This is a genomic window from Bradyrhizobium semiaridum (assembly GCF_020329505.1).
Lineage (GTDB): Bacteria > Pseudomonadota > Alphaproteobacteria > Rhizobiales > Xanthobacteraceae > Bradyrhizobium > Bradyrhizobium semiaridum.
In genome coordinates, this window is sequence record NZ_JAGKJJ010000020.1 from 1 (window position 1) to 24,532 (window position 24,532).

Annotated in this window: 24 protein-coding genes; 11 read left to right on the forward strand and 13 right to left on the reverse strand. The window is 63.3% G+C overall.

The window, feature by feature from the left end:
• Nucleotides 1-291 precede the first annotated feature (291 nt).
• Nucleotides 292-1,104, forward strand: a complete 813-nt coding sequence (locus J6500_RS21680) for an IclR family transcriptional regulator domain-containing protein (protein WP_225714725.1) — start codon at nt 292-294, stop codon at nt 1,102-1,104.
• Nucleotides 1,105-1,157: 53 nt separating this feature from the next.
• On the opposite strand, the gene J6500_RS21685 is transcribed toward J6500_RS21680, so the two are convergent.
• Entirely contained in the window at nt 1,158-2,138 is a 981-nt protein-coding gene (locus J6500_RS21685; protein ID WP_225714726.1) for a helix-turn-helix domain-containing protein, read from the reverse strand.
• A 51-nt stretch (nt 2,139-2,189) separates the two neighbouring features.
• Between J6500_RS21685 and J6500_RS21690 the strand changes: the two genes are divergently transcribed.
• Nucleotides 2,190-2,669, forward strand: coding sequence for a YybH family protein (locus J6500_RS21690; protein ID WP_225714727.1), 480 nt, complete (start codon nt 2,190-2,192; stop codon nt 2,667-2,669).
• 149 nt (nt 2,670-2,818) lie between these two features.
• Here J6500_RS21690 and J6500_RS21695 read toward each other — a convergent pair whose 3' ends face one another.
• Complete coding sequence (locus J6500_RS21695) at nt 2,819-4,204, reverse strand: tetratricopeptide repeat protein (RefSeq protein WP_512699713.1); 1,386 nt, start codon at nt 4,202-4,204, stop codon at nt 2,819-2,821.
• Nucleotides 4,176-4,412, reverse strand: a complete 237-nt coding sequence (locus J6500_RS21700) for a winged helix-turn-helix domain-containing protein (RefSeq protein WP_225714729.1) — start codon at nt 4,410-4,412, stop codon at nt 4,176-4,178. Before J6500_RS21700 ends, J6500_RS21695 begins: the two co-directional genes overlap by 29 nt.
• Before the next feature lie 142 nt (nt 4,413-4,554).
• On the opposite strand from J6500_RS21700, the gene J6500_RS21705 reads away from it, so the two are divergent.
• On the forward strand, nt 4,555-5,598 hold the full coding sequence (locus J6500_RS21705) for a methyltransferase (RefSeq protein WP_225714730.1): 1,044 nt from the start codon (nt 4,555-4,557) through the stop codon (nt 5,596-5,598).
• A 164-nt stretch (nt 5,599-5,762) separates the two neighbouring features.
• Here the strand turns inward: J6500_RS21705 and J6500_RS21710 are convergent, their stop codons facing one another.
• A complete protein-coding gene (locus J6500_RS21710) occupies nt 5,763-6,860 on the reverse strand; it encodes an integrase (protein ID WP_225714731.1) in 1,098 nt (365 codons plus the stop codon).
• Between the two features lie 148 nt (nt 6,861-7,008).
• On the opposite strand from J6500_RS21710, the gene dusA reads away from it, so the two are divergent.
• Nucleotides 7,009-8,004 (forward strand): tRNA dihydrouridine(20/20a) synthase DusA, encoded by a 996-nt coding sequence (gene dusA, locus J6500_RS21715; RefSeq protein ID WP_225714732.1) that lies wholly within the window; start codon nt 7,009-7,011, stop codon nt 8,002-8,004.
• A 200-nt stretch (nt 8,005-8,204) separates the two neighbouring features.
• Here dusA and J6500_RS21720 read toward each other — a convergent pair whose 3' ends face one another.
• From J6500_RS21720 to J6500_RS21735, 4 genes are all read right to left on the reverse strand, one after another.
• The gene (locus tag J6500_RS21720; protein ID WP_225714733.1) at nt 8,205-8,777 is read right to left on the reverse strand and encodes a TIGR02281 family clan AA aspartic protease; all 573 of its coding nucleotides are present in this window, start codon (nt 8,775-8,777) and stop codon (nt 8,205-8,207) included.
• A 25-nt stretch (nt 8,778-8,802) separates the two neighbouring features.
• On the reverse strand, nt 8,803-9,006 hold the full coding sequence (locus J6500_RS21725) for a DUF1289 domain-containing protein (RefSeq protein ID WP_225714734.1): 204 nt from the start codon (nt 9,004-9,006) through the stop codon (nt 8,803-8,805).
• A 62-nt stretch (nt 9,007-9,068) separates the two neighbouring features.
• Nucleotides 9,069-10,673, reverse strand: a complete 1,605-nt coding sequence (locus J6500_RS21730; protein WP_225714735.1) for a sensor histidine kinase — start codon at nt 10,671-10,673, stop codon at nt 9,069-9,071.
• Nucleotides 10,674-10,839: 166 nt separating this feature from the next.
• Complete coding sequence (locus J6500_RS21735) at nt 10,840-11,712, reverse strand: NAD(P)-dependent oxidoreductase (protein WP_225714736.1); 873 nt, start codon at nt 11,710-11,712, stop codon at nt 10,840-10,842.
• Nucleotides 11,713-11,924: 212 nt separating this feature from the next.
• Between J6500_RS21735 and J6500_RS21740 the strand changes: the two genes are divergently transcribed.
• From J6500_RS21740 to J6500_RS21770, 7 genes are all read left to right on the forward strand, one after another.
• Nucleotides 11,925-12,362, forward strand: coding sequence for a VOC family protein (locus J6500_RS21740; protein WP_225714737.1), 438 nt, complete (start codon nt 11,925-11,927; stop codon nt 12,360-12,362).
• Between the two features lie 53 nt (nt 12,363-12,415).
• The gene (locus J6500_RS21745) at nt 12,416-13,552 is read left to right on the forward strand and encodes an Mrp/NBP35 family ATP-binding protein (RefSeq protein WP_225714738.1); all 1,137 of its coding nucleotides are present in this window, start codon (nt 12,416-12,418) and stop codon (nt 13,550-13,552) included.
• A gap of 190 nt (nt 13,553-13,742) precedes the next feature.
• Complete coding sequence (locus J6500_RS21750) at nt 13,743-13,979, forward strand: hypothetical protein (RefSeq protein ID WP_225714739.1); 237 nt, start codon at nt 13,743-13,745, stop codon at nt 13,977-13,979.
• A gap of 393 nt (nt 13,980-14,372) precedes the next feature.
• Complete coding sequence (locus J6500_RS21755; protein ID WP_225714740.1) at nt 14,373-15,461, forward strand: TRAP transporter substrate-binding protein; 1,089 nt, start codon at nt 14,373-14,375, stop codon at nt 15,459-15,461.
• 306 nt (nt 15,462-15,767) lie between these two features.
• Nucleotides 15,768-16,856: a TRAP transporter substrate-binding protein gene (locus J6500_RS21760; RefSeq protein WP_225714741.1), complete on the forward strand. Its 1,089-nt coding sequence runs from the start codon at nt 15,768-15,770 to the stop codon at nt 16,854-16,856.
• Between the two features lie 262 nt (nt 16,857-17,118).
• Entirely contained in the window at nt 17,119-17,793 is a 675-nt protein-coding gene (locus J6500_RS21765; protein WP_225714742.1) for a response regulator, read from the forward strand.
• 1 nt (nt 17,794) lies between these two features.
• On the forward strand, nt 17,795-19,129 hold the full coding sequence (locus tag J6500_RS21770) for an ATP-binding protein (RefSeq protein WP_225714743.1): 1,335 nt from the start codon (nt 17,795-17,797) through the stop codon (nt 19,127-19,129).
• Between the two features lie 99 nt (nt 19,130-19,228).
• On the opposite strand, the gene J6500_RS21775 is transcribed toward J6500_RS21770, so the two are convergent.
• From J6500_RS21775 to J6500_RS21795, 5 genes are all read right to left on the reverse strand, one after another.
• The gene (locus J6500_RS21775; protein WP_225714744.1) at nt 19,229-20,830 is read right to left on the reverse strand and encodes a TRAP transporter large permease; all 1,602 of its coding nucleotides are present in this window, start codon (nt 20,828-20,830) and stop codon (nt 19,229-19,231) included.
• Nucleotides 20,827-21,366 (reverse strand): TRAP transporter small permease subunit, encoded by a 540-nt coding sequence (locus tag J6500_RS21780; protein ID WP_225714745.1) that lies wholly within the window; start codon nt 21,364-21,366, stop codon nt 20,827-20,829. The genes J6500_RS21775 and J6500_RS21780 overlap by 4 nt, the downstream gene beginning before the upstream one ends.
• A gap of 336 nt (nt 21,367-21,702) precedes the next feature.
• Nucleotides 21,703-22,737 carry a GTP 3',8-cyclase MoaA gene (gene moaA, locus J6500_RS21785; RefSeq protein ID WP_225714746.1) on the reverse strand — a complete coding sequence of 345 codons (1,035 nt, stop codon included), beginning with the start codon at nt 22,735-22,737 and terminating at the stop codon, nt 21,703-21,705.
• Nucleotides 22,738-23,011: 274 nt separating this feature from the next.
• Nucleotides 23,012-23,500 carry a PEGA domain-containing protein gene (locus J6500_RS21790; RefSeq protein ID WP_225714747.1) on the reverse strand — a complete coding sequence of 163 codons (489 nt, stop codon included), beginning with the start codon at nt 23,498-23,500 and terminating at the stop codon, nt 23,012-23,014.
• 141 nt (nt 23,501-23,641) lie between these two features.
• Nucleotides 23,642-24,343 carry an HAD-IA family hydrolase gene (locus tag J6500_RS21795; RefSeq protein ID WP_225714748.1) on the reverse strand — a complete coding sequence of 234 codons (702 nt, stop codon included), beginning with the start codon at nt 24,341-24,343 and terminating at the stop codon, nt 23,642-23,644.
• Nucleotides 24,344-24,532 lie beyond the last annotated feature (189 nt).

Consider the following 24,532-nt stretch of genomic DNA (forward strand, 5'->3'; position numbering starts at 1 on the left):
GGCCGAGAACGGCGCCACGAAACGAATCGTCCCCGTTGGGAACGAGGTCTGCGCTGATACTTGTGGTGCTGAGGCTGCGAGCAGGGCCACGGTCGCAACGGACAATGAGGCGCTGCGGAAAAACAGGTGGGGTCTCATGGAAAGCTCCATCAAACGCTGGGTTTTTCAATGGCAATTTCAAAGTTGCAACCTGCAGGCACGCCACCTTCGGACGCGCTGGCTGGATTTGCCAGAAAAATCGACGTATGTTTCACATTGTGGAATGCTGCGCTCCACGTTGTGGAACGGAGGATGGCGGTGGCGGGTCCGAAAATCATCAAGAGCCTGGAGCGGGGCCTTCGTGTCCTGCAGGCTCTGCAGATGCAGCCCGATTCCTCGCTGCATCAGCTTTACGTCTTCACTGGTATCTCCAAGCCAAGTCTGCTCCGCATCCTTAACACGCTGGCACGGTCCGGCGTGGTCACTCGGCGGCTCGCGGACGGGCGTTACCGCATTGGGGCGACGCTTTCGCGTGCGCCGTCTCGCCGGGAGCGTCGCGATCGGATCGCGGAAGCCGCCGCTCCGGTCCTCGAGCGGCTGTGTCGGCGGGTTTCGTGGCCTTCGGATCTCATGGTGCCGGCAGGAGACCACATGGAAATCCGTGAGACCACCCGTGCGCGCAGCCCGATCTTGTTGCAAGAGGAGAGGGTTGGTCTGCAGGTGAACTGGTTGCTGACCGGCGTTGGACGAGCCTATCTGGCCTACTGTCCGGCCAAGGAGCGGCAGGAGATCATCGAGATGCTGCGGACTTCGAACAAGGCCGAAGATCGTCTCGCGCGAGAGCCCGCGCGTCTGAATGCGATACTCGCGGAAGTGCGAGCACGCGGCTACGCAACGCGCGACCCCACCCATGTCGGCGGCTGGTATGGTAAGCCGCCGCACGCGGACGGCTTGATCGCAATTGCCGTTCCCCTGCGCGATGGCGCGCGCGTTCTGGGCTCGATCAACATTGTCTGGCTCAGGACCGCCTTTTCAGTGGAGGCCTTCGCCGCCCGGGATCTCGAAGACCTTCAGGACGCCGCAGCGGAAATTGTCAGTTCGGCACGAAGCCGCAGAGCGCGCTGAGGGCGGGTTTTGGTTCAGAACGATCTCAAAGGCGCTGAGCCGTAAAGACGGCGTCAGCCTAAACGGACGCCCGGGAACTTTGCTCGAAAGTCAAGCGGTCGCATCCCTCCGTGCCGTCTGAAAAACTTCACGAAGTTTGTTGGCTCGCTGAACCCCAGCTCTGCGGCAATTGCTTCAACCGTGAGGCCGGTGTGTGCAAGCAATCGTTTCGCTTCAAGGATCAGGCGTTGCTCTATCAGAGCTTTGGGTGAGGAACCACACGCCATCATGCAAACCCGGCGGAGTGACTTCGTTGAGCATCCAACAGCTTGCGCGTAGTATTCAACGGTCCGCGTTTGCGCGAACTGCGCGTCGACAGCTCGGCGGAATCTTCGAAACGTCGAGCGATGACTATCCATCATGGAGGGCGCGTCGCTCTTGACGCAACAGCCCGCGATGGTCAGGAGCATTGCGTAGAGGAGGTGCTGGAGGATAACGGCCGATAGCTTCGAGCCATCTGCTTGATGATATGCCCGCTTTATGGCGGTCATGACGCTGACGACGCTCTCCAACGCATCAGGCCCTAGGTCCGTGACGTCTTCGGGAACGACATCATCGATCAACGCTCCAAAAGCCGCTCCGTCCGCTGCCGAAAACGCGGGAAAGATGAATTCTGAGGTGAACAGCAGGATATCCGCCTCCAGTTTTTGTCCAAGGACGAACTGCTGAACTTGACCCGGGCTAGCGTGGACAAGGGTGCCTGCCTTGCACCTCACACGACGAAAATCGAGGAAGTGATCTCCTCTGCCGGCGGTAAATAGCATCAACAGATGGAAACTGGGCCGCTGTGGCGAGGCAAAGTGGCCGGGCGGTACGCGTCCTAAAAGCTCGGACAAGCGTAATGATTCAATGCCAAGCTTCGGAAACTTGGGATTGTTGTAATCGACTCCGAATATCGACCCTTCCGACAAACCTTTCACGGCGCACACGCCTGTCCATTTTTGACCATCGATTGGTATCAGCTTGACCTGTCGCGGCACAACGGGGGCAGGCATGCTAGATCGCAGAAACCCAGCCATAACTGCTGTTTTTTTCGGGAGAAAGCGATGATCGTGAGCTTTTCCTTACGGCAATTGGTGATCGCCACCGGTCTCATTTTCATCTTCGGAACGGTCAATCTCTATGCTGAGCAGAACTCCGACATCGAAGCTGTCACTGCGGCCAACCTTGCCTTCGATACGGCCCTTTCAGCTCGCGACATCAATGCGATGGAGAGGGTTTGGGCGGCTGAGCCCTACGTTATCGCCGTGCATCCATCCAGCAAAGTGTTGATCGTCGGATGGGATGCGGTTCGCAGGAGCTGGGAGGGCACTTTTGCTCGCTTCGCCGAGATTTCAGTATCGATGAAAGAGCCGCAAATTCATGTCGCCCAGAACGTGGCATGGGTTGTCGGAATTGAGAGTGCTGAAGGGAAGTTCAAGAACGGGGATGCCGTGAGCTTTACAGCCTTCACAACCAACATGTACGAAAAGCGGGAGGGCCGTTGGTTCATGGTGTTGCACACCACGTCACGAGTTCCGCAATAGCGCTACAGCACGTCCGCAGCGGCGGAGCCGTTGCTGCCATGCAGGGTTGCCGGTTGGATGTCCGGCGTTGGCAGTGAACCAGACGTAGCCAGCCGCCGGTTCGAGGTCTCACCTTGACCCTTTGCGGACCTGCGAGTAAATCAGGTTGTCTAGCTAGCTTTGGCTGGACGTAAAGCCCCTAACGACGTCTCTGCAACGCCCGCTTTGCGAAGCCCCGCCAGCAGTCGATCGAGACAAGTCGGGTCAAAGACGAGGTAGTCCCGCAGTACCTGGGCAACTGAAAAATCTGGTCGATGTCTTCGCGTCTCGCGAATTTCGTGCCTTGCGCCTTCGTGATCGCCAAGATGGCCAAGGGCCGACGTGATAATCATGTGCGGCACCCAGGTGTCGAATGAGTGGATGGATTCACGGGCGAGTTCAACCGCTTTAGCATCATTGCCTAGATAGAGATAGCCGACGGCGAGGACGTTGAGGTACTGACGTGCGCTCGGCGCGAATGGACTCAAACGGAGCGCCCATTCGGCCTGTCGAATACCTTCGTCGCAGCGGCCAGATTGGATCAGAAGCCGGCCAAGGATCGCATAGGCGTGCGCGAAGCTTGGATTGAGTGCGATCGCTCTCTTCGCCGCATCGATCGCGGACTCTGGTTGACGACTAAAAGTCAGGCCCCAGGCCAACGCCAGATGCGGTAAAGCGTCCCGGTCGTCGAGCACGACGGCGCGGCGGGCGCGGTCGAGAATGTCTTTCGGGTCATGTGTCGCATAGCAGAAGAAAAGGTCCTCCGCCTGACTCCACGCAATCGCCGCGTGTGCGGGCGCGAAGCTGGGGTGTAGCGCGAGCGAACGTTCGAGCAGCCGGCGCGCCTCGGCATTGCTGTCCCGCGTGCGTTGCGCGATCAACGCCATACCGCGATGGAACAGCTCCCAAGCGCCGAGGTTTTCCGGGGGCGTGGCTTTGGTCCGGTCGTATTCGGCACGGCCCAGTTCCGGCTCGATCTGTCCAGCGATTTCCCGAGCTATCTCGTCTTGGATGGCAAAGATATCATCGAGATTGCGGTCGAACCGCTCCGCCCAGACGTGATTGCCGGTACTACCGTCGAGGAGTTGGGCAGAAATCCGGACGCGTCCGGCATCCCTGCGGACACTGCCTTCGACTACATAGCGGACGCCGAGCGTCGCCGCGATCTCGCGTATATCGGGGAGCTCGCGCTTATAACGGAACGTCGCATTGCGCGCGATCACGAAAAATTGCCGAATGCGGCTGAGCGCCGTGATGAGGTCCTCCGTGATCCCGTCGATAAAGAAGCCCTGTTCGGAGTCGTCCGACATGTTGGTGAACGGTAGGACCGCGATCGACGGCCGATCCGGGAGCGCAATTGTTGTGGCTGAAGGGTCGGACGACCTCTCAACAGGCAAGGAACTGGTGACTGTAGGGCGCCTCTCCACCTCGCCAACGAACCGAACGCCCTTTCGCGCGATTGTGCGAATGAGGCGTTGCTGGTCGCCGTCATCGCCGATTTGCACGGCGCGCTGCATTGATACGACTGATCAACGTCGATTCAGACACGATGCGGCCGTTCCAGACAGCCTCCAGTAGATCGTCTTTGGTGACCACTCGATCGCGGTTCTCGATCAGATGGACCAGGAGATCGAACACCTGGGGTTGAACCGGCACGGGGCTTTCGCCACGCCGCAGCTCACGCCGGTCGGTATCCAACACACACTTCTCGAAATAGAGGCGCACCCTATCGTCTCCAGCGGGCGGCTCCGCGCCGCAGTCGGCATGTCAATGGAAAAAGCATGAAAAATCAATACGGCTTCAAGGCCAACCTCGCGCTCGGAAACTAATCTGACTGCGTTCCGTACCCGCATTGGGAGACTCCGCCATGAACCAGCAAATCGAATTGAAAGAACTCAACCCGAGGGCATCGGTAACGCCGGACGATATCATGCGGCTCGGCTTCGCCTTTTGGGGCTCAAAGACGCTGCTGAGCGCAGTCGAACTCGGGCTGTTCACTTTGCTGGCGGACGGGCCGCTCAGCGCAGACGTGTTGACGACTCGGCTGAAGCTTCATCCGCGCAGCGTCCGAGACTTCCTCGATGCGCTGGTCTCGCTCGGACAGCTCGAACGTAGTGATGGCTTGTACTCCAACACGCCGGCCGGCGCCCAATTTCTCGACCGGCGCAAACCAACCTACGTCGGCGGAATACTCGAAATGGCGAACGCACGGCTTTATCCATTCTGGGGTGCGCTGACCGAAGCCTTGCGTACCGGCGAGCCGCAGAACGAAGCGAAGCAAGGTCGCGACCTGTTCGACGAGATTTACCGCAACGCAGCGATCCTCTCAGAGTTCCTCAAGGCGATGACTGGATTGAGCCTTGGCGCTGCGCACGCCATTGCAGAGAAATTCCCTTGGGCTGACTACAAGAGCTTCGCCGACATCGGCACCGCAGAGGGCGGCCTCGCGGTCGAGCTTGTTCGCGCGCATCCGCATCTTTCTGGCATCGGATACGATCTGCCGGTGGTGAGGCCGCATTTCGACGCCTACGCAGCGCGGCACGGTCTCTCCGCGCGGCTCTCATTCCAAGCCGGTGACTTCTTCGCGCAGGCGATGCCACCTGCGGATGTTCTAATCATGGGTCACATCCTGCACGATTGGAGCCTTGATAAAAAGCGGACGCTGATACGCAAGGCTTACGAAGCGTTACCGTTCGGCGGCGCGCTGATCATCTATGATCCGATTATCGACGATGACCGTCGGCGCAATGCCTTTGGATTGCTGATGAGCCTGAACATGCTGATTGAGACCCGCGAGGGCTTCGACTTCACGGGCGCAGAGTGCATGAATTGGCTCAAGGAGGCAGGCTTTGCAGAGATGCGCATCGAACCGCTGGTCGGCCCAGACTCGATGGTGATTGGCGTCAAGTGAGAAAGACTTGCGGCGGCTATGCCGCAGTTGCTCACGACAGCTCATGACCCAAAGCCGACGTGATTCAGCTACTTGCCGACGTCCGCTCTCAAGGGCAAAGCAGCCCAGACGATCCCTCGTGGTTATTTACTCAGCGAGCGTTTAAGTTTGAGAAAAATGGTGCTCTAGCTGGCGACCAGGGTGGCTAGGAATTGCTCCATCGACGGTTGTGCGGCTCTTTGCATCTTGTGAAGATCCTCGGGCTTGAGATTTGTGTAGCGTCGCAACATTCGCCAATCTTTATGGCCAGTCACCATAGCAACTTGCTGTATCGAGAAGCCCGCTTCGAAAAGTCTGCTTGTCCCTTCGTGGCGCAGATCGTGAAAGCAAAGATCATCGATATCGATGGCGTGGCAAGACCTACGAAAAGCTGCTCCAACCGATTTCGAATGGTAAGGAAACACGCGTCCGAGGCCGCGCGTGAGAATCCGTTGTTCTAGCATGAGTTGCCAAGCGTCAAAGCCAGTGGAGTTGAGGAGAGGGACTACTTGATGATTGCCATCTTTGCGTCGCGGGTCTTTCCGATCGCGAATAGTGACTGTTCGCTTCAACATGTCGACATCAGACCATTCGATGCGGCAAATCTCTGCTTGGCGCATGGCGGTGGCCACAGCAAAGCGAACAATTCTAGCTAGAGGTAGAAATTGTTGCGGGTTCGACTCAGCGTATGCGATCAAGCGATCGAGTTCATCCTGGGTGGGGCGACGATCTCGTTCGTTCGACTTTCCGACGAGATCCAGGTGCTTGAGCGCAGCTCTGGCCAATTGGACGTTCTCGACTGAAACGTTGATGCCATGCACGGCGGCAGCGTGGAGTAGGATCGTCCGGATGAATGCGAAATCGATCGCAAGGGTGGCCGGTCCAGCGCCTTGAGCAGCTCGCTTTCGCCCGAACTCAATCAATCTCTCTCTAGTCAACTCTTTTAGGTTTGTTCGTCCAAGCGAGATCTTCAGGGCCTTGAGCACCATGGACTTGGATCGTCGCACGGGTTTGCCGACCTGGGCAAGATCGTCGAGATGCAGGGCGATCAAATCGGCAAAAATGCGAGGCTGCTCAAAAGGGCGGGAACGCCGAATGGGGGTGCCGCGATCGATAGAGCGCTCCACATCAAGCGCCCATTCTTCAGCATCGCGTCGTCGCACGAACGTGTTTGCGATGTACTCGTTTTTCCTCCTGACCTGAACGCGCCAGCTTCCCGATTTGAGTTTTGTAAACGTCGGCATTGCGTGTGCACTCCACCCCGATTTCGTGTGCGCTACGTGTGCACCGGGAGATCAAATGCGGTACAAACGTGTGCAATTTTGGCTAGTTTGGAGTGCACACGTGTGCACTTGTTCCTGTTCTAGTCCGTTGAAATGATAGGGTAAGTATTTGGAATATCAAGATTATCGCTTTTCCGTGGCGCCCATGATGGATTGGACCGACCGCCATTGCCGGTTCTTCCATCGGCTGATGTCGCGGCGGGCGCGGCTCTACACGGAGATGCTGACGACCGGCGCGGTGATCCACGGCGATCGGGCGCGGCTGCTCGGCTTCGACGCGAGCGAGCATCCGGTGGCGCTGCAGCTTGGCGGTTCCGATCCGCGTGATCTCGCCACCGCCGCGAGGATCGGCGAGGATTTCGGTTACGACGAGATCAACCTCAATGTCGGCTGCCCCTCGGACCGCGTGAAGGACGGCCGCTTCGGCGCCTGCCTGATGGCGGAGCCCGCGCTGGTCGCCGAGGGCATCGCGGCGATGAAGCGGGCGGTCAAGATTCCGGTTACGGTGAAATGCCGGATCGGCATCGACGACCAGGATCCGGAGATCGCGCTCGACGTGCTGGCGCGGGGCGTGATCGCCGCGGGCGCCGATGTGCTGATCGTCCACGCCCGCAAGGCCTGGCTCAACGGGTTGTCGCCGAAGGAGAACCGCGACATCCCGCCGCTCGATTACGACCGGGTCTATCGCCTGAAGGCGGCGCTGCCTGGCGTGCCGATCATCATCAATGGCGGCATCGGCAGCATTGTCGAGGCGAAGCGGCATCTGGCGCATGTCGACGGCGTGATGCTGGGGCGGGCCGCCTATCAGGAGCCGTGGCGGCTGCTCGCGGTGGATTCGGAATTGTTCGGCGAGGCGGCTCCGCACGCGACGATGAAGGCCGTGTTCGCGGCGATGCTGCCCTATATCGAGCGGCAGCTAGCCCGCGGCACGCGGCTGCATGCGATGACGCGCCATTTCGTCGGCGCCTTCCACGGCGTGCCCGGCGCGCGCGCGTTCCGCCGGCATCTGGCGGAAAACGGCGTCCGTCCGGGCGCCGGCGCGGACGTGCTGCGCGATGCGATCGCGCTGGTCGACGATCACGCGCCGGCGGCGGTCGCAGCCTGACGTTCGATTGCGGCCGGCGGGCTGCGAGGCTCGCACGATTTCGGAATATTGGAAGATTGCCCCTGAGTTGCCCGCCATGTCAAGCTGCCGTGTCGAATACCGGCAGCCGCCGGCTCCTTTGCATGGGGTTGTTTTTCCATATTTGGCAGTGCGCGCCCGCGACGGCAGGCTATCGCATATCCAATTTCATGTTCTCTTGGTTAGTCGACCGCCGTGCGCGGACGCTTGCGGCGGCCTGAGGCGCTGATGCTGCCGGTGACGTCGGGATAGCCGGTCAGCGACAGCGTGTCCGCGCGCACGCCCCAGCTTTCGAGCCGGTCGAGGAAGCTCATGCCGAGCAGGTTGGTCTTCATCTGGCCACGCTGCACCACCAGCGCCGGCACCGATTTCTCGACCAGCTTGCCGACCGCGAGGCGGTCGAGCGTCAGCCGCGCCGCCTTGGTGTGGCCGCCGGCGGTCTCGAGATCGACATTGTATTCGAGCATCTCGATCGGCAGCCCGATGGCCTTCGCGGTTTCCCAGGTCAGCACCACCGAGGTGGCGCCGGTGTCGATCACCATCGGCGCGCTGACGCCGTTGATCTTGGCGCGGAAGGCAAACTCGCCGCCCTGGCTGCGCGCGATCTGCACTGCGGGGGCAGGGGCTCCGCTGATGCCGCCGAAGATCTGCGCGATGTTCTCCCGGGCGCGCGCGATCTGCTCGGGATCGCCATAGGCGACGACGGCGCCGGCGGTCGCCATCAGCATCACGACGATGAGGAGGATGCGGCTCACGGCGCGGCTCCCGCCGGAGCGCCGGTCAGGCGCGCTTCGGTCGCGGCGCCAGCGGCTCGAGCCCGGCCTCCGCCATCCGCACGGGCAGGGAGGCCATCACGTCCTGCCGTTCCGCGCTGTCCATCTTGTGCCAGCGCGCGATCTCCGGAAGCGTGCGGCCGCATCCGAAGCACAGCTTGGTCCTGGGGTCCATCATGCAGACTGCGATACACGGCGTCTCTGGTCTCATTCTTCAACTGTTGAACGGTTTCAGCGGCTCATGCAAGCCGGCCGAAGCGTCCGCACCGTCAGCTACAGCCCGGTGCCGGCACTCATGATCGACTTGCGGCGCACCCGCTTGCGGTCGGCGGCCGCCGCCGTCTCGACCGGCTCCGGCTGCATCGGCGGCGCCTCTTCCGCCATCGGCGCCAGCGCGCTCATCACGCGCTCCGGCGGGAAGGTGACGATCACCTCGGTGCCGATGCGTAGCTTCGATTTCAGCGTGAAGGTGCCGCCATGCATGTCGATCAGGCTTTTCGCGATCGGCAAGCCCAGACCCGCGCCCTGTTCCGCCGACTTGATCGAGTTGGAGCCTTGGCCGAACGAGGCCAGCACCACCGGGATCTCGTCCTCGGCGATGCCGCTGCCGGTGTCCTTGACGCTGAGATATTGTCCGCCCGACGCGGTCCAGCCGACCTTGAGCCAGATCTCGCCGCCCTGCGGGGTGAACTTGATCGCGTTCGACAGCAGGTTGAGCACGACCTGGCGCACCGCGCGCTCGTCGCCCCAGATCCGGGGCATGCCGTGCTCGAACACCTCGTGGATGGTGATGCCGCGGCTGGAGGCGCGCAGCTTGAGCAGATGGTGGCAGTCGGCGACGACATGGACCAGCGCCACGGCCTCCTCGTTCAGCTCGTAGCGGCCGGCCTCGATGCGCGACAGATCGAGGATCTCGTTGATCAGATTGAGCAGGTGCACGCCGGAATTATGGATGTCGGCGGAGTATTCCTTGTACACGGCCACCGTATGCGCGCCGAAAATCTCGCTCTTCATCACTTCGGAAAAGCCGAGGATCGCATTCAGCGGCGTGCGCAGCTCATGGCTCATCTGGGCGAGGAAGCGCGACTTGGCGACGTTGGCGGATTCGGCGCGGTGCCGCGCCTCGTCGGAGATCGCCTTGGCCTGCTCGAGCTCGCCGATCAGCGCGTCCTTTTCGGCGCGCGCTTCCAGCGTCGCCAGCGTGGTCGAATGCAGCCGGTGAGCGAGCAGCGCGAAATAGCCTTCGGCGGCGAGCGCGAGCAGCGCCAGCACGTAGTTGTCGAACGTCCCGTTCAGCACCAGATCGAGCGCGATCGCCACCGTCACCGGCACGGTGGCCGCGAGCGCGGCGATCGGCAGGCTCGCCGCCAGCATGCTGGAGACCGCGATCACCAGCAGCATCAGGAACATCATCAGCGTGTTGGAGGCGAGATCGCGCCCGGCGGGGTGGATCAGGATCGCGGTCCAGCACAGGCCGTAGAGCAAATCCAGCAGCACGAAGCGCGTGCGCCATTTCTTGGTCAGCGCGACCGAGGGCTGCTCGGCGAGGAAGCGCGAGCAGCTGCGGATGATCGCGGCATGGACGCAGAGCATGCCGACGGTCCAGGCGCCGGCAATGACCGGCGTCATCCAGAGGCCGAACAGGATGCCGGTTGCGACCACCAGCAGCATGACGACGTAGGACGCTGACGTCCTGGTCTGGGCATATTGCCGGAGCAGCTCCACGTCGAAGGCCGGACGGGTTCCACTCGACGACGTTAACCGATCGCGCGCCTCGCGCACCCGCTGAGCGGCGGCGCGCCGGCTGCTCACCGGCGAAGCCACCTGAGGTCCTGCCGGAAGCGCGACAACTTCAGGCTTTTCTGCGGGATCACTCATAAACAACACAAATCCTGCCCGCGAACCGCGCGGGCTTTTTGCATTGTCTATCTGTGCTCTCAAATCCTTAAGCGATGACTTAAAGAGCTAAAGAAAGCCGTTAACGGGGGGTTAAATTAACGGTTTCGCGGACCTCGCCCCGCCGGAGCGGGGCGAGGGAAAAGCGTTACCGCTGCAGCCGGGCCAAGAGGCTCGACGTATCCCAGCGCTTGCCGCCCATCTTCTCGACCTCGGCATAGAACTGGTCGACCAGCGCGGTGACCGGCAGCGTCGCGCCGTTGCGGCGGGCTTCGGCCAGCGAGATCGAGAGGTCCTTGCGCATCCATTCGACCGCGAAGCCGAAATCGTACTTGCCCTCGTTCATGGTCTTGTAGCGGTTCTCCATCTGCCAGGACTGCGCGGCGCCCTTGGAGATGGTTTCGATCACCGCAGTGACGTCGAGGCCGCTCTTCTTGGCGAAGTGGATGCCCTCCGACAGACCCTGCACCAGCCCGGCGATGCAGATCTGGTTGACCATCTTGGTCAGCTGGCCGGCACCGGCGGGCCCGAGCCGCTTGCACATGCGCGCATAGGCGCTGTTGATGATCGGCTCGGCGCCGGCATAGGCGTCTTCGGTGCCGCCGCACATCACGGTCAGCACGCCGTTCTCGGCACCGGCCTGGCCGCCGGACACCGGCGCGTCGACGAATTTGAAGCCGGCCTTGGTCGCGGCGGCATCGAGCTCGCGGGCCACCTCGGCGGAGGCGGTGGTGTGGTCGACGAAGGTCGCGCCCTTCTTCATACCGGCGAAGGCGCCGTCGGGGCCGATCGTCACCGCGCGCAGGTCGTTGTCGTTGCCGACGCAGCACATCACGAAGTCCTGGCCCTCGGCGGCGGCCTTCGGGGTGGCCGCGGTCTTGCCGCCGAACTTGTCGGCCCATTCCTTCGCCTTCGCCGCGGTCCGGTTGTACACGGTGACCTCATGGCCGCCCTTTTTCACGAGGTGCCCCGCCATCGGGAAACCCATCACGCCGAGACCGAGAAAAGCGACTTTAGCCATGTCTGCTACCTTGTGATTTGCCTTGGTGATCGCCCCTGACGCCCTGCCGCCAGACCTGGGGCAAAGCGGGGCAGTTCGTCCACGGAGGGAGCCGCACCATACCCCCTGTGCAGCGGAGGGCAACGGCTTCGTGGGATGCCAGGTGTCGGTTTTGTGCTAGGATCGAAGCATCGAAGAGCTGCAAAGAGCCTCACAAAAAGGGAGTATCTCGCATGGGCATGAGCGTGGGTGTGCTCGATCATTTCAACATCCGGACCCGGAAGCTCGCCGATACAGTGCGGTTCTACGAGGACGTTCTGGGTCTGGAGAAGGGCGCGCGGCCGAACTTCGCGTTCCCCGGCGCGTGGATGTACAGCGAGGGCAAGGCGGTCGTGCATCTGGTCGATATTTCGAACACCGACGAGGCACAAAAGCCCGACTCCGGCGTCGTCCATCATGTCGCCTTTGCCAGTCAGGGCTTTGCCGGGATGAAGCAGCGCCTGGAGTCCAAGGGCATGCCCTACGACTCGCGCCAGGTTCCGGGCGGCGACCTCTGGCAGATCTTCGTCAACGACCCCAACGGGGTCATGATCGAGCTGAACTACGAGGCCGCCAAGGAAGGCGGCTCGGCCGCACCGGTCGAGCGGCGGGACGACGTCGGAGCGAGGTAGCCTTTTGCGCCGCAACGCTCTAATGGGTCTCTTGGAGTTTTCAGGAGAATGCCGTGAGCGTGACGCAGCAACAGGTTCTCGAGTGCCTTGCCAGGGTGATGTCGCCGCGCGGCGTTGCCCTGACCAACGCCAATGTGCTGTCGGCGATCACGGTCACCGACGGCAAGGTGTTCTTCTCGATCAATGTCGATGCCGCGGAAGCCCGTGCCTGGGAGAGCGTGCGGGCCGAGGCCGAGAACGCCGTGCGCGCCATTCCCGGCGTCAGCGCCGCGATGATCGCGCTCACTGCCGAGCGCAAGGCGGGCGCCGCGCCCGCTGCTCCGCCGCCGCGACCGGCCGGCGGTGTCCTGCCCGCGGCCGCGCACCGCCATCCACACCCGCCCGGTGCGGCCTCGCCGATGGCGCGGCAGGCCGAGATTCCCGGCATCTCCGCGGTCATCGCGGTCGCCTCGGGCAAGGGCGGGGTCGGCAAGTCGACCACCGCGCTCAATCTCGCGCTCGGCCTGCGCGACCTCGGCCTGCGTGTCGGGCTGCTCGATGCCGACATCTACGGCCCGTCGGTGCCGCGGCTGACCGGCATCCGCAACAAGCCGCAGCTCAACGACGACAAGAAGATGATCCCGATTCAGCGCTTCGGTCTGTCGATCATGTCGATCGGCTTCCTGGTCGAGGAGGAGACCGCGATGATCTGGCGCGGGCCGATGGTGATGTCGGCGATCACCCAGATGCTGCGCGACGTCGCCTGGGGCACGCTCGACGTGCTGGTCGTCGACATGCCGCCTGGCACCGGCGACGCCCAGCTGACGCTGGCGCAGAACGTTCCGCTGAAGGGCGCGGTCATCATCTCGACGCCGCAAGACCTTTCGCTGATCGACGCGCGGCGGGGCCTTGCGATGTTCAAGAAGGTCAATGTGCCGGTGCTCGGCATCGTCGAGAACATGAGCTACTTCCAGTGCCCGCATTGCGGCACGCGCTCGGACATCTTCGGCCATGGCGGTGCCCGCCATGAGGCCGAGCGGCTCGGCGTGCCGTTCCTGGGCGAGATTCCCCTGCACATGGCGATCCGTACCACGTCCGATTCCGGACATCCGGTGGTCGAGAGCGAGCCGGACGGACCGCACGCGGCGATCTATCGCGCCATCGGCGCCAAGGTCCGCGAGCAGCTCAAGGCGGCGATCGCCGCGGCCTGAGCCTGCGGTCGCCGCCGGCTGGTCGGCGGATGCTCTTTGTTCACAGGACTGTCGCCCCGGCTGATTGCCGGATCGCGTTCGGCCTGTATGTTTACCGATATAGCCGAGTCGTATCACCCGGCCACGTCGGCTTGACGGAGTGCGGCGGTGAAGCCGGCACTGCGGGAAGGGCTGTGAGGCGACGATCAACATGGCAGCGTCACGCGAAGCAAAGAAAGACGGCCGCAAGCATCTGACGCGGGAGAAGCGCGAAGAGGCCTCCCGGCTGGCGTTCAACATGGCGAAGAAAGCCGACTCGATCGGCGAGGTTGCGAAGGCGATCGCAAAGACCTATGGCGTCAGCTATACCACCGCGCAAAGCTGGATCCGGCGCGGGCGGCATCTGGTCGAGAAGGCCAAGAAGTCCCGGGAAGCGGCCCGCCGCTGATCGGGTCCGCCGGGCGCGCCGGCCTCGAGGCCGAACGCTTCGGCCCATTCGAGAATCTCACCATGTACGGCGGTCCACACGACCTCCGCTTCCGGTAATCCGGTGGTGCAGCAAGCGCCGGCCCGCACGCACGCGGCGATTTATCGCGCGATCGGGCTCTCGTCAGCGAGCAACTTCAAGGTGCAATTGCCGCAGCCAGAACCGGCGTTTTGCCGGGGATTTCCTGCACTCTCAGACTTTCGTTTAATTGGCGGGGTCATGCCATTGTCGCGTTTCCGTCTGCCGACTTCCGTGTTAAAGGGCCGACCGAGAGCGCCCCGACAGCGTCTGAAATCGCCGCCGGAGGAGATGCTTGCGGTCAGTGGGAAACGCCCCTCAAGGAGAAGCCTTACGATGAAGCGTCGTGATTTTTTGAAAGTGTCTGCGGCCGGTGCTGCCGCGACGGCGGTTGCCTCGCCGGCGATCGCGCAGTCCTCCCCCGAAATCAAATGGCGCCTGACCTCGAGCTTCCCGAAGTCGCTTGACACCATCTATGGCGGTGCCGACCAACTGGCGAAGTACGTCGCCGAGATGACGGACAACAAGTTCCAGATCCAGGTGTTCGCGGCCGGCGAAATCGTGCCCGGCCTGCAGGCGCTGGATGCGACCTCCAACGGCACCGTCGAAATGTGCCACACCGTGTCCTACTACTATGTCGGCAAGGACCCGACCTTCGCGATCTACGCGTCGGTGCCGTTCGGCCTCAATGCTCGCATGCAGAACTCCTGGTGGTACCAGGGCGGCGGCCAGGAGCTCGGCAACGAGTTCTTCAAGAAGTTCGGCGTGATCGGCTTCCCCTGCGGCAACACCGGCACCCAGATGGGCGGCTGGTTCCGCAAGGAGATCAAGACCGTCGCCGACATGTCCGGCCTCAAGATGCGCATCGGCGGCATCGCCGGCCAGGTGCTGCAGAAGGTCGGCGTCGTGCCGCAGCAGCTCGCCGGCGGCGACATCTATCCGGCGCTCGAGAAGGGCACCATCGACGCGGCCGAGTGGGTCGGTCCGTATGACGACGAGAAGCTCGGCTTCCAGAAGGTCGCCAAGTACTACTACTATCCGGGCTTCTGGGAAGGCGGCCCGACGGTCCATTCCTTCGTCAACCTGGAGAAGTGGAACGCGCTGCCGAAGAACTACCAGGCGATCCTGACCAATGCCGCCGCCAACGCCAACAGCTGGATGGCCGCGCGCTACGACATGCAGAACCCGGCGGCGCTGAAGCGGCTGGTGGCCGGCGGCACGCAGCTGCGTCCGTTCACCAACGAGGTGCTCGAGGCCTGCCTCAAGGCGACCAACGAGCTGTGGGCCGAAATCTCCGGCAAAAACGCCGACTTCAAGAAGTCGATCGAGGCGATGCAGGCTTACCGCTCCGACCAGTATCTGTGGTGGCAGGTCGCCGAATACACCTTCGATAGCTTCATGATCCGCTCCCGCACCCGCGGCTGATCCGCACAGCGAAGCGCAGCAGCGTTCGCCTAAGGAGAACGCATCACGACGATCCAGGGCTTTCGTTCTGAATTGATCGGAGCCAAGCAGGGTCTTCGACTTAAGTAGCCCGGCCTTCGCGAGAAGGCCGGGTTTTTTGCGTCTGGAGTTCGGCAAGGGGATGTTCCATGCTCGCGCCCAAGCCCCGGCACAGGGGCACATGCGCGATCGATCGGATCGTGCCGGCCAAGAAAAGCGAGCGCGGCGGCAACGAACAACGGTCGCCGCTTCAACAACACAACCAACAAAAGGGCAGGAAATCAGAAAATGAAACGTAGAGACTTCATCAAGGTCACCGGTCTCGGTGTCGCGGGTGCGGCAACGGTGGCGGCGCCCGCGATCGCGCAGTCAATGCCTGAGCTGAAATGGCGCCTGACGACGAGCTGGCCGAAAACGCTCGACACCATCCACGGCGGCGCCGAGATGATGGCCAAGGCGGTCGGCGAGGCGACCGACGGCAAATTCCAGATACAGACCTTTGCCGCCGGCGAGATCGTGCCCGGCCTGCAGGTGCTCGACGCCGTGCAGAACGGCACCGTCGAAATGGGCCACACCGCGTCCTACTATTATTTCGGCAAGGATCCGACCTTCACCTTCGGCTCCGCGATCCCGTTCGGTCCAAACGCGCGCCTCAACCAGGCCTGGTACATGCTGGGCGGCGGCAAGGAGCTGCTCAACGATTTCTACAAGAGCTACAACGTCACCTCGCTGCTCGCCGGCAACACGACCTGCCAGATGGGCGGCTGGTTCCGCAAGGAGATCAACACCGTCGACGATCTCAAGGGCCTGAAATTCCGCATCGGCGGCTTTGCGGGGCGCGTGATGCAGAAGCTCGGCTGCGTGCCGCAGCAGCTCGCCGGCGGCGACATCTATCCGGCGCTCGAGAAGGGCACCATCGATGCGGCGGAGTGGGTCGGCCCCTATGACGACGAGAAGCTCGGCCTCCACAAGGTCGCGCCGCACTACTACTATCCCGGCTGGTGGGAAGGCGGCCCGATGCTGCTGGCGATGATCAATCTCGAGAAGTGGAATTCGCTGCCCAAGCACTACCAGAACATCCTCGAGCAGGCCGGTCATCTCGCCAACAACTGGATGATGGCGAAATACGACACGGTCAATCCGATGGGCTTGAAGAAGCTGATCGCCGGCGGCGCCAAGCTGCACGCCTTCTCGCCGCCGATCATGGAAGCGAGCTTCAAGGCGGCGAAGGAGCTGCATGCCGAGGTCGCAGCCGGCAACGCCAACTTCAAGAAGCTGCTGGAGTCGCTGACGTCCTATTCCAGCAACGGCTACCAATGGTTCCAGGTCGCCGAGGTCGGCTACGACAACTTCATGGCGCGCCATCCGCAAGGCTGAGCTCCGGCGGATCTGGCATCGCCAAGACCCTCTCCCCACGCCGGGGAGAGGGAAGCTTACACCAACCTTACGCCGCGTCGCGCTCCGGCTGGCCGTGTAGGCGCCGGGTGACGTTGGCCATCAAAAAAACATAGCATCTGCCGTCTATCCGCCGCGCAATCGAACGCGATCGCTGACGCCGCGTGATAGCGTTGCGTTGCGGCCGGTGCATCGCGGCTACTGCGCGGACAGTTGACCGATCGAAGAAGGACGGAATCTCGTGATGCGACTTCTGATCGTTGAGGACAATGCAGAACTGTCGCGCCTTATCGCTGCCGGGCTGCTGGCGGCGGGATATGCGGCCGATATCGTCAGCAACGTCGCCGAGGCGCGCGACGCACTGCGCAGCGTCACCTATGCGGCGATGATCCTCGATCTCGGTCTGCCCGACGGCGACGGCCTGTCGGTGCTGTCGGAGCTGCGCCGCAAGATGGATCCGCTGCCGGTGCTGGTGCTGACCGCGCGGGGCGGCCTGCAGGACCGGGTCAGCGGCCTGCGCAGCGGCGCCGACGATTATCTGGCAAAGCCGTTCGCGCTGGAAGAGCTGGTGGCGCGGCTCGAGGCGATCCTGCGCCGGCCCGGCCAGTTGCTCGGCTCCTCGCTCAACCTCGCCAATCTCGTCTACGACACCGAGAGCCGCCAGATCTTCATCGACGGCGCGCCGCACGTGTTCTCGTCGCGCGAGACCTCGGTGCTGGAGATCCTGCTGCGGCGGCAGGGGCGGGTGGTACCGAAGAAGAACGTCGAGGACCACATCTTCGGGCTGTCAGGCGAAGTCGCCTCGAACGCGGTCGAGGTCTATGTCTCGCGGCTGCGCAAGCTGCTCGCCGAGCACAATGCCAGGATCATGATCCACACCATCCGCGGCGTCGGCTATCTGATGGCCGAGGCGAAGTAGCATGCTCCGCTTCAAGTCGCTGACCTCGCGGATCGTGTTCCTGCACATCCTCGCGGTCGCGCTCGCCGCGATCTTTCTGCCATTGCTCCTGCTGTGGCTGCTCAACTCCGAGATATCGGCGCTGCATCGCGAGGCGATGCGCGACCAGGCCGACGTGCTCGGCGAGCGGCTTGCAGTCAATTCCGACGGCAAGGTAGTCCTCGATCTGCCCGAGAGCCTCAAGGGCCTCTATTCCGATGCCTATGGCCGCTACCGCTACGACATCTACGACGGCAAGGGCGAACTGCTGTACTCGTCGCACCACGGGGGATCGCGGCAGCGAACCTCCACCATCAGCACCATCTCCGGCGCGAGCGTGACCAGGGAGATCGGCGGCCAGACCATACGCATCCACGTCGCTGAGGACCTGTCGCATCGCGACGTCATCATCGACGACATCGTCAGCAATTTCTTCCGGCGGGTCGGATGGATCACGATCCCGACGCTGCTGGTGCTGCTCGCGATCGACATCGTGATCTTCCGCCGCGCCGTGGTCCCGTTGCTGCAGGCATCCGAGGAGGCGCGGAATATCGGGCCGGCGCGCACCGATATCAGGCTGCCGACGGAACGGATTCCGAGCGAGATCCTGCCGCTGGTGACGGCTGTCAACCAGGCCTTCGACCGGCTCGAAGACGGTTTTCGGGTGCAGCGGCAGTTCACAGCCGATGCGGCGCATCAGCTGCGCACGCCGCTGGCGATCCTCAAGACCCGGATCGAGACGCTGCAAGCCGGCGAGGAGATCAGGGAGTTGCATGCCGATATCGAGAGCATGAGCCGCATCGTCAGCCAGCTGCTCGAGATCGCCGAGCTCGACATGCTCGAGCTCGATCCCCGCGAGACCGCGGATTTGCGCGCGGTCTGCGCCGAGGTGGTCGGCTCGATCGCGCCCTATGCGCTGGCGCAGGGCAAGGACATCGCGCTGCGCGGCACCGACGATGCGGTGCCGGTTCACGGCAACGCTGCGATGCTGCAGCGCGCGGTCTTCAATCTCGCGGAGAACGCCATCAAGTACACGGCCGAGGCGACCTGCGTCGACGTCGAGGTGCGCGAGGACGGTTCGGTCCGGGTGCGAGACTGCGGGCCAGGCATTCCGCAGGGCGAGCAGGGCCTGATCTTCCAGCGCTTCTGGCGCGGCGATCGGCGGCGCACCGACGGCGCCGGCCTCGGGCTCGCGATCGTGCGCGGCGTGGCGAGCGATCACGCGGCAACGGTCGAGGTGGAGAACCTGCCGTCCGGCGGCGCCCAGTTCACGCTGGGCTTCCGCCTTGCGGATGCCGCGCCTCGTCAGCCTGCTTGAGATGCGCGCGATCGCGCGCGGCCGGACGCGGCCCGCTGGCGGCGCCACGCCTCGCCCCGGCAGCGGCGCTGTTCCGCGACGTGCTGCGGCAGGCGCCCGCTATTGCTTCGGCTGGCCGAAATCGAGCGGCGGCAGCTCGATCTGCGGCACCTCGATCTTGACCTTGTTGAGGTCGACGTCGAGCGGCTTGTCGAGCAGGCCGGTGACGACGACCGGGAAGGCGATCACCAGCGCCACCATGATCGCCTGCAGCCCGATCCAGGGCATGGCGCCCCAGTAGATGTCGGAGCTCTTCACCTCGCGCGGCGCCACGCCGCGCAGATAGAACAACGCAAATCCGAACGGCGGATGCAGGAACGAGGTCTGCATGTTGACGCACAGCATGACGCCGAACCAGATCAGCGCCGCATCGGCGCCGACCACCGGCGCCAGGATCTTCTGCGCGATCGGCGCGATCATCGGCAGGATGATGAACGCGATTTCGAAGAAGTCCAGGAAGAATGCCAGGAAGAAGATGAACAGGTTGATGAAGATCAGGAAGCCCCAGACGCCGCCGGGCAGCGAGGTCAGATGATGCTCGAGCCAGGTGCCGCCTGACACGCCGAGGAACACCACCGAGAAGCAGGTCGAGCCGATCAGGATGAAGGTGACCATACAGGTGATGCGCATGGTGGTCTCGTAGCCCTGCTTGATCAGTTCGCGCAGGTCCGAGATCTTGACGGCCTCGAGGCAGATCCAGACCACCGCGAGATAGGTGACCGCGAAGGCGAGCTTGAAGATCAGGTTCTCGCTATAGAGCATCGCGACGATGGTACCGATGCCGGCCGCGATCACGCCGGCGATCAGCACCTTGTTGCCGGTCGCGCTGAAATCCTTGTGGTGGATGGCGGCGAGCACAATGGCGCCGACCGCACCCATGGCGCCGGCCTCGGTCGGGGTCGCAAGGCCCATCATCATGGTTCCGAGCACGACGAAGATCAGCACCGCGGAGGGGATGATGCCGAGCAGGCACTTCTTCCACAGGGCCCAGCCGGTCAGCGTGCGCGCTTCCAACGGCACCGCGGGCACGTGGCTCGGCTTGAAGATGCCGAGCAGGAAGGTGTAGCCGGCAAACAGCACGATCTGGAACACCGACGGGCCCCAGGCGCCGAGATACATGTCGCCGACCGACTTGCCGAGCTGGTCGGCGAGCACGATCAGGACGAGAGAGGGAGGGACAAGCTGCGTGATGGTGCCGGAGGCCGCCAGCACGCCGGTGATGTAGCGGATGTTGTAGCCGTAGCGGATCATCACCGGCATCGAGATCAGCGCCATCGCGATGACCTGCGCCGCCACCGTGCCGGTGATCGCGCCGAGGATGAAGCCGACGATGATCACTGAGTAACCGAGGCCGCCCCTGATCGGGCCGAACAGCTGGCCCATCGAGTCCAGCATGTCCTCGGCAAGGCCGCAGCGCTCCAATATCGCGCCCATGAAGGTGAAGAACGGGATCGCGAGCAGCAGCTCGTTGGACAGCACGCTGCCGAAGATGCGGCCCGGGATCGCCTGCAGGAAGTTGAGGTCGAAGAAGCCGAGATAGATCGAGAGGAACCCGAACGACAGGCCGACCGCGGCGAGCGTGAACGCCACCGGATAGCCGATCAGCATCGCGACGATCAGGCCGCCGAACATCAGGGGCGGCATCATCTCCAGCGTGATCATTGCGTCGGCCTCTCATACTTGGCGTCGATCGTGACGTAGCCCTGCAGCGCGGCGATCCGCTTGATCACCTCGGAGACGCCTTGCAGGGCCAGCAGCACGAAGCCGGACGGGATCACGAACTTGATCGGCCAGCGCAGCAGGCCGCCGGCATTGCCGCTCATCTCGCCGACCGCATAGGCCTGGTAGAAGAACGGCCAGGACAGATAGGCGAGCAGCAGGCAGGCCGGGATCAGGAAGAACAGCGTGCCGATCATGTCGAGCCAGAGTTGGCCGCGCTCGGACAGCATCAGGTAGAGGATTTCGACGCGGACATGCTCGTTGCGCTTGAAGGTGTAGGAGGCGCCGAACATCACCAGGATCGCGAACATGTACCACTGCGCCTCAAGCCAGCCGTTCGAGGAGTAGCTGAACGCGTAGCGGATCATCGCATTGCCGGCGCTGACCAGACAGGAGAGCAGGACGAGCAGGTTGCAGACGTAGCCGATCTTCTCGTTGAGTCGGTCGATCGCCGTACTGAGTGCCAACAGGGGGCGCATCATGATCTCCGCGGCTGCGCCGCCGGCGCGCCGAATATCTCTTCAAGCATCATCTGGCCGCCGCGCGCATGCGCACGGAGCCACGGCTCACTTTCAGGAGCAGTTGCAACGATCGTCCTCCCCCGAAAACCGCTTCCACCATTCTTGGCTGCCGGATCGTCGGCAGTCGCCGAGAGGGCAGCGGCCTATCCGGCCGGGCTGGCATAGGAAGCAGCCGCACCAAATCAGCGCCGTGAAACGCCGTCAATCGGAAAATGGACAAATTGACGCGCAAGCAAACCGTTGTCCCGCCTTGGTAAAACGGGAGCGGCAAAGGCGTCCGGAGAGTTACGGAGATTAGCCGCCGGTCACGCTCATGTGGCGGCTGACGCTCGGACGGTTGTGGCGGCGGTCGATGATGAAATCGTGGCCCTTGGGCTTCAGCCCGATGGCGCGGTCGATCGCGGCCGACAGCAGGCCGTTGTCTTCAGAGGCGCGCAGCGGCCGGCGCAGGTCGGAGGCGTCCTCGTGGCCGAGGCAGGTGTGCAGCGTGCCGGTGCAGGTGATCCGCACCCGGTTGCAGGATTCGCAGAAATTGTGGGTCATCGGCGTGATGAAGCCGAGCTTGCCGCCGGTCTCACTGACGCGGACATAGCGGGCCGGGCCGCCGGTGTCGTCGTCGAGATCGGTCAGCGTGTAGTGCTTCTGCAGCCGCGCGCGCACAAGCGACAGCGGGACGTACTGATCGATCCGGCCTTCGCCGATGTCGCCCATCGGCATCACCTCGATCAGGGTCAGTCCCATGCCCTTGCCGTGCGCCCATTGCATCAGCGAAGGGATCTCGTCCTCGTTCAGGTTCTTCAGCGCGACCGCGTTGATCTTGACCGAAAGCCCGGCCGAACGCGCCGCCTCGATGCCCGCCAGCACCTTGTCGATGTCGCCCCAGCGGGTGATAGCGCGGAATTTGGCCGCGTCCAGCGTGTCGAGCGACACGTTGACCCGGCGCACGCCGCAATCGGCCAGCTCCTGGGCGAAGCGGGCGAGCTGCGAGCCGTTGGTGGTCAGCGTCAGTTCATCCAGCGCGCTGGTCGACAGATGCCGCGACAGCGAGCGCACCAGGCCCATGACGTTGCGGCGGACCAGCGGCTCGCCGCCGGTGAGGCGGATCTTGCGCACGCCCTTGGCGATGAACGCCGAGCAGAGGCGGTCGAGCTCTTCCAGCGTCAGCAGGTCGGCCTTGGGCAGGAAGGTCATGTCTTCCGACATGCAGTAGAAGCATCGCAGGTCGCAGCGGTCGGTGACCGAGACGCGCAGATAGCGGATCGTGCGGCCGAACGGATCGGTCATCGGACGAAACAGCGAGTCGGAATGCGTCTGCGTGGATCCGGTCATCAACTCGGGCCTTCGACTGTGCTCGCAACTGTTCTTGCGATTGTTCCCCGGGCGCCTGCGCCAGTGCCAGTGCTGGCGTCGACACCGACAATCTAAGCACGTTGGCGGGTTGTCACAATGCGTCCCAAAGCATGATCCGCAACATGCAAAGCCCGGCTCACACGATAGGCGAGTTACATCACGTGATGCGGGAACGCGATCGGCGAAGTGCTTCAACAGGAACGCAAGAGCCCGGCGTCACGCCGGGCTCTTGTGCAGTGCAATCGAATAATTGTCAGCGCGACGGCGCAACTGCGGGTGCGGCCGCAGGCGCGTTCGGATCGGGGAACGCTGAAGCGGGAGCCGCGGCAGGGGCGGCAGCGACCGGCCTCGGCTTCTTCTTTTTCGGCCGCATCGGCTTGCGTGCCGCGCGCGGCGGCGCGGCGGCCGGCTGCAGTTCCGCGACCACTGGGCTCGGATCCAGCGTGGTCGTGGCCGGAGTGGTGAAGTCGCCCGGCACGCGCGTCACCGTCACTGGCACCGTCGCCGGCTGGTACTTCGGCAGATTGAAGGTGACGGAGAAGTTGGTCTCCGGCGTCGGGATCGACACGGTGCAGGGCGTCTTGCAGCCCGGTCCGAGGGAGGTCACGGCATCGGCGCCGGGCGGCACCGAATCGAGCTGGACCTGCATCGGCGGCGGCGCCGACTTGAACGAATCCAATGAAAAGGAGGAGCAGCCGGCCAGACTCAGTCCGGCGGCTGCAATCGCGATGACACGACGCATGATCCACACTCACCTGCGGCTATCAGCCACAATCCCCGGCGCGACCATAGGGGCCTCGGAATAGGGGTGCAACAGGGGGAGCCCTGTTCGTTAAAGGATGGTTAACAGAATATTCGCATGGATAAATATTTCCAAGCAATATCAAGTGCTTGAAGATAAGCCTTGGGCCGAAGCAAGGCTCGCGACGGCGTCCGGCAGGTCGCGCATATGGCTGATTAGGCGGTCCGGGTTCAGCTCCGCCATGGGCACATCGGTGTAACCGAAATCGACGCCGATGACCGGCACCTGGGCCCGCCGCGCCACCCCGACATCGGTTCCGGCATCGCCGACCATGATCACGCCGGGCAGGCGTCCGCCGGCGCGCACCGCGGTCTCGCGCAGGAACGCCGGATCGGGCTTGGCGACCCCAAATGTATCGGCGCCGCAGATCGCAGCAAAGCGCGGGGTCAGGCCGAGCCGGTCGAGCAGCAGCTTCGACAGCCATTCCAGCTTGTTGGTGCAGACCGCGAAGCGATGGCCGCGCGCGGCGAGGGTGTCGAGCGCGGCTTCCAGCCCGTCGAACGGGCGCGACCCGTCGGCGATATGCTCGGCATAGTAGTCGACGAAGTCCTTCGTCAGGCGGTCGAGGTCGGCGACGCTGACGACGCGTCCTTCCACCTCGAGCCCGCGCTCGAGCAGCTTGCGCGCGCCGGCACCGATCATGTTGCGCGCCGCTGCCAGCGGCACCGGCCGCAGGCCCTCGCGATCGAGCACATAATTCAGCGCGCCGATCAGATCGGGCGCAGTGTCGACCAGCGTGCCGTCGAGATCGAATACGACGATGGGGGGAGAGGAGGCGGACATGATGTCCCTCGCTATCGGGTGTCAGGCCGCGATGCAAGCGGAGATGCCGTTCCTCGGCGGGTCGACGGAGTCCAGTATCGTTTCGGAGAAAATTCGCCCCGAAATCGCGCATTAAATCGGTCGTGGACGCCGTTCATGGTGCTATTCCTGCCCGCAAAACGACGCTAGATATGCGCCCGCCGGGCGGCC

Coding starts and splice junctions, on each gene's coding strand:
- J6500_RS21680 (WP_225714725.1), top strand. CDS start 292: ATGGCGGTGGCGGGTCCGAAAATCATCAAGAGCCTGGAGCGGGGCCTT.
- J6500_RS21685 (WP_225714726.1), bottom strand. CDS start 2,138: ATGCCTGCCCCCGTTGTGCCGCGACAGGTCAAGCTGATACCAATCGAT.
- J6500_RS21690 (WP_225714727.1), top strand. CDS start 2,190: ATGATCGTGAGCTTTTCCTTACGGCAATTGGTGATCGCCACCGGTCTC.
- J6500_RS21695 (WP_512699713.1), bottom strand. CDS start 4,204: ATGCAGCGCGCCGTGCAAATCGGCGATGACGGCGACCAGCAACGCCTC.
- J6500_RS21705 (WP_225714730.1), top strand. CDS start 4,555: ATGAACCAGCAAATCGAATTGAAAGAACTCAACCCGAGGGCATCGGTA.
- J6500_RS21710 (WP_225714731.1), bottom strand. CDS start 6,860: ATGCCGACGTTTACAAAACTCAAATCGGGAAGCTGGCGCGTTCAGGTC.
- J6500_RS21725 (WP_225714734.1), bottom strand. CDS start 9,006: ATGAGACCAGAGACGCCGTGTATCGCAGTCTGCATGATGGACCCCAGG.
- J6500_RS21730 (WP_225714735.1), bottom strand. CDS start 10,673: ATGAGTGATCCCGCAGAAAAGCCTGAAGTTGTCGCGCTTCCGGCAGGA.
- J6500_RS21735 (WP_225714736.1), bottom strand. CDS start 11,712: ATGGCTAAAGTCGCTTTTCTCGGTCTCGGCGTGATGGGTTTCCCGATG.
- J6500_RS21740 (WP_225714737.1), top strand. CDS start 11,925: ATGGGCATGAGCGTGGGTGTGCTCGATCATTTCAACATCCGGACCCGG.
- J6500_RS21750 (WP_225714739.1), top strand. CDS start 13,743: ATGGCAGCGTCACGCGAAGCAAAGAAAGACGGCCGCAAGCATCTGACG.
- J6500_RS21755 (WP_225714740.1), top strand. CDS start 14,373: ATGAAGCGTCGTGATTTTTTGAAAGTGTCTGCGGCCGGTGCTGCCGCG.
- J6500_RS21760 (WP_225714741.1), top strand. CDS start 15,768: ATGAAACGTAGAGACTTCATCAAGGTCACCGGTCTCGGTGTCGCGGGT.
- J6500_RS21765 (WP_225714742.1), top strand. CDS start 17,119: ATGCGACTTCTGATCGTTGAGGACAATGCAGAACTGTCGCGCCTTATC.
- J6500_RS21770 (WP_225714743.1), top strand. CDS start 17,795: ATGCTCCGCTTCAAGTCGCTGACCTCGCGGATCGTGTTCCTGCACATC.
- J6500_RS21775 (WP_225714744.1), bottom strand. CDS start 20,830: ATGATCACGCTGGAGATGATGCCGCCCCTGATGTTCGGCGGCCTGATC.
- J6500_RS21780 (WP_225714745.1), bottom strand. CDS start 21,366: ATGCGCCCCCTGTTGGCACTCAGTACGGCGATCGACCGACTCAACGAG.
- moaA (WP_225714746.1), bottom strand. CDS start 22,737: ATGACCGGATCCACGCAGACGCATTCCGACTCGCTGTTTCGTCCGATG.
- J6500_RS21790 (WP_225714747.1), bottom strand. CDS start 23,500: ATGCGTCGTGTCATCGCGATTGCAGCCGCCGGACTGAGTCTGGCCGGC.
- J6500_RS21795 (WP_225714748.1), bottom strand. CDS start 24,343: ATGTCCGCCTCCTCTCCCCCCATCGTCGTATTCGATCTCGACGGCACG.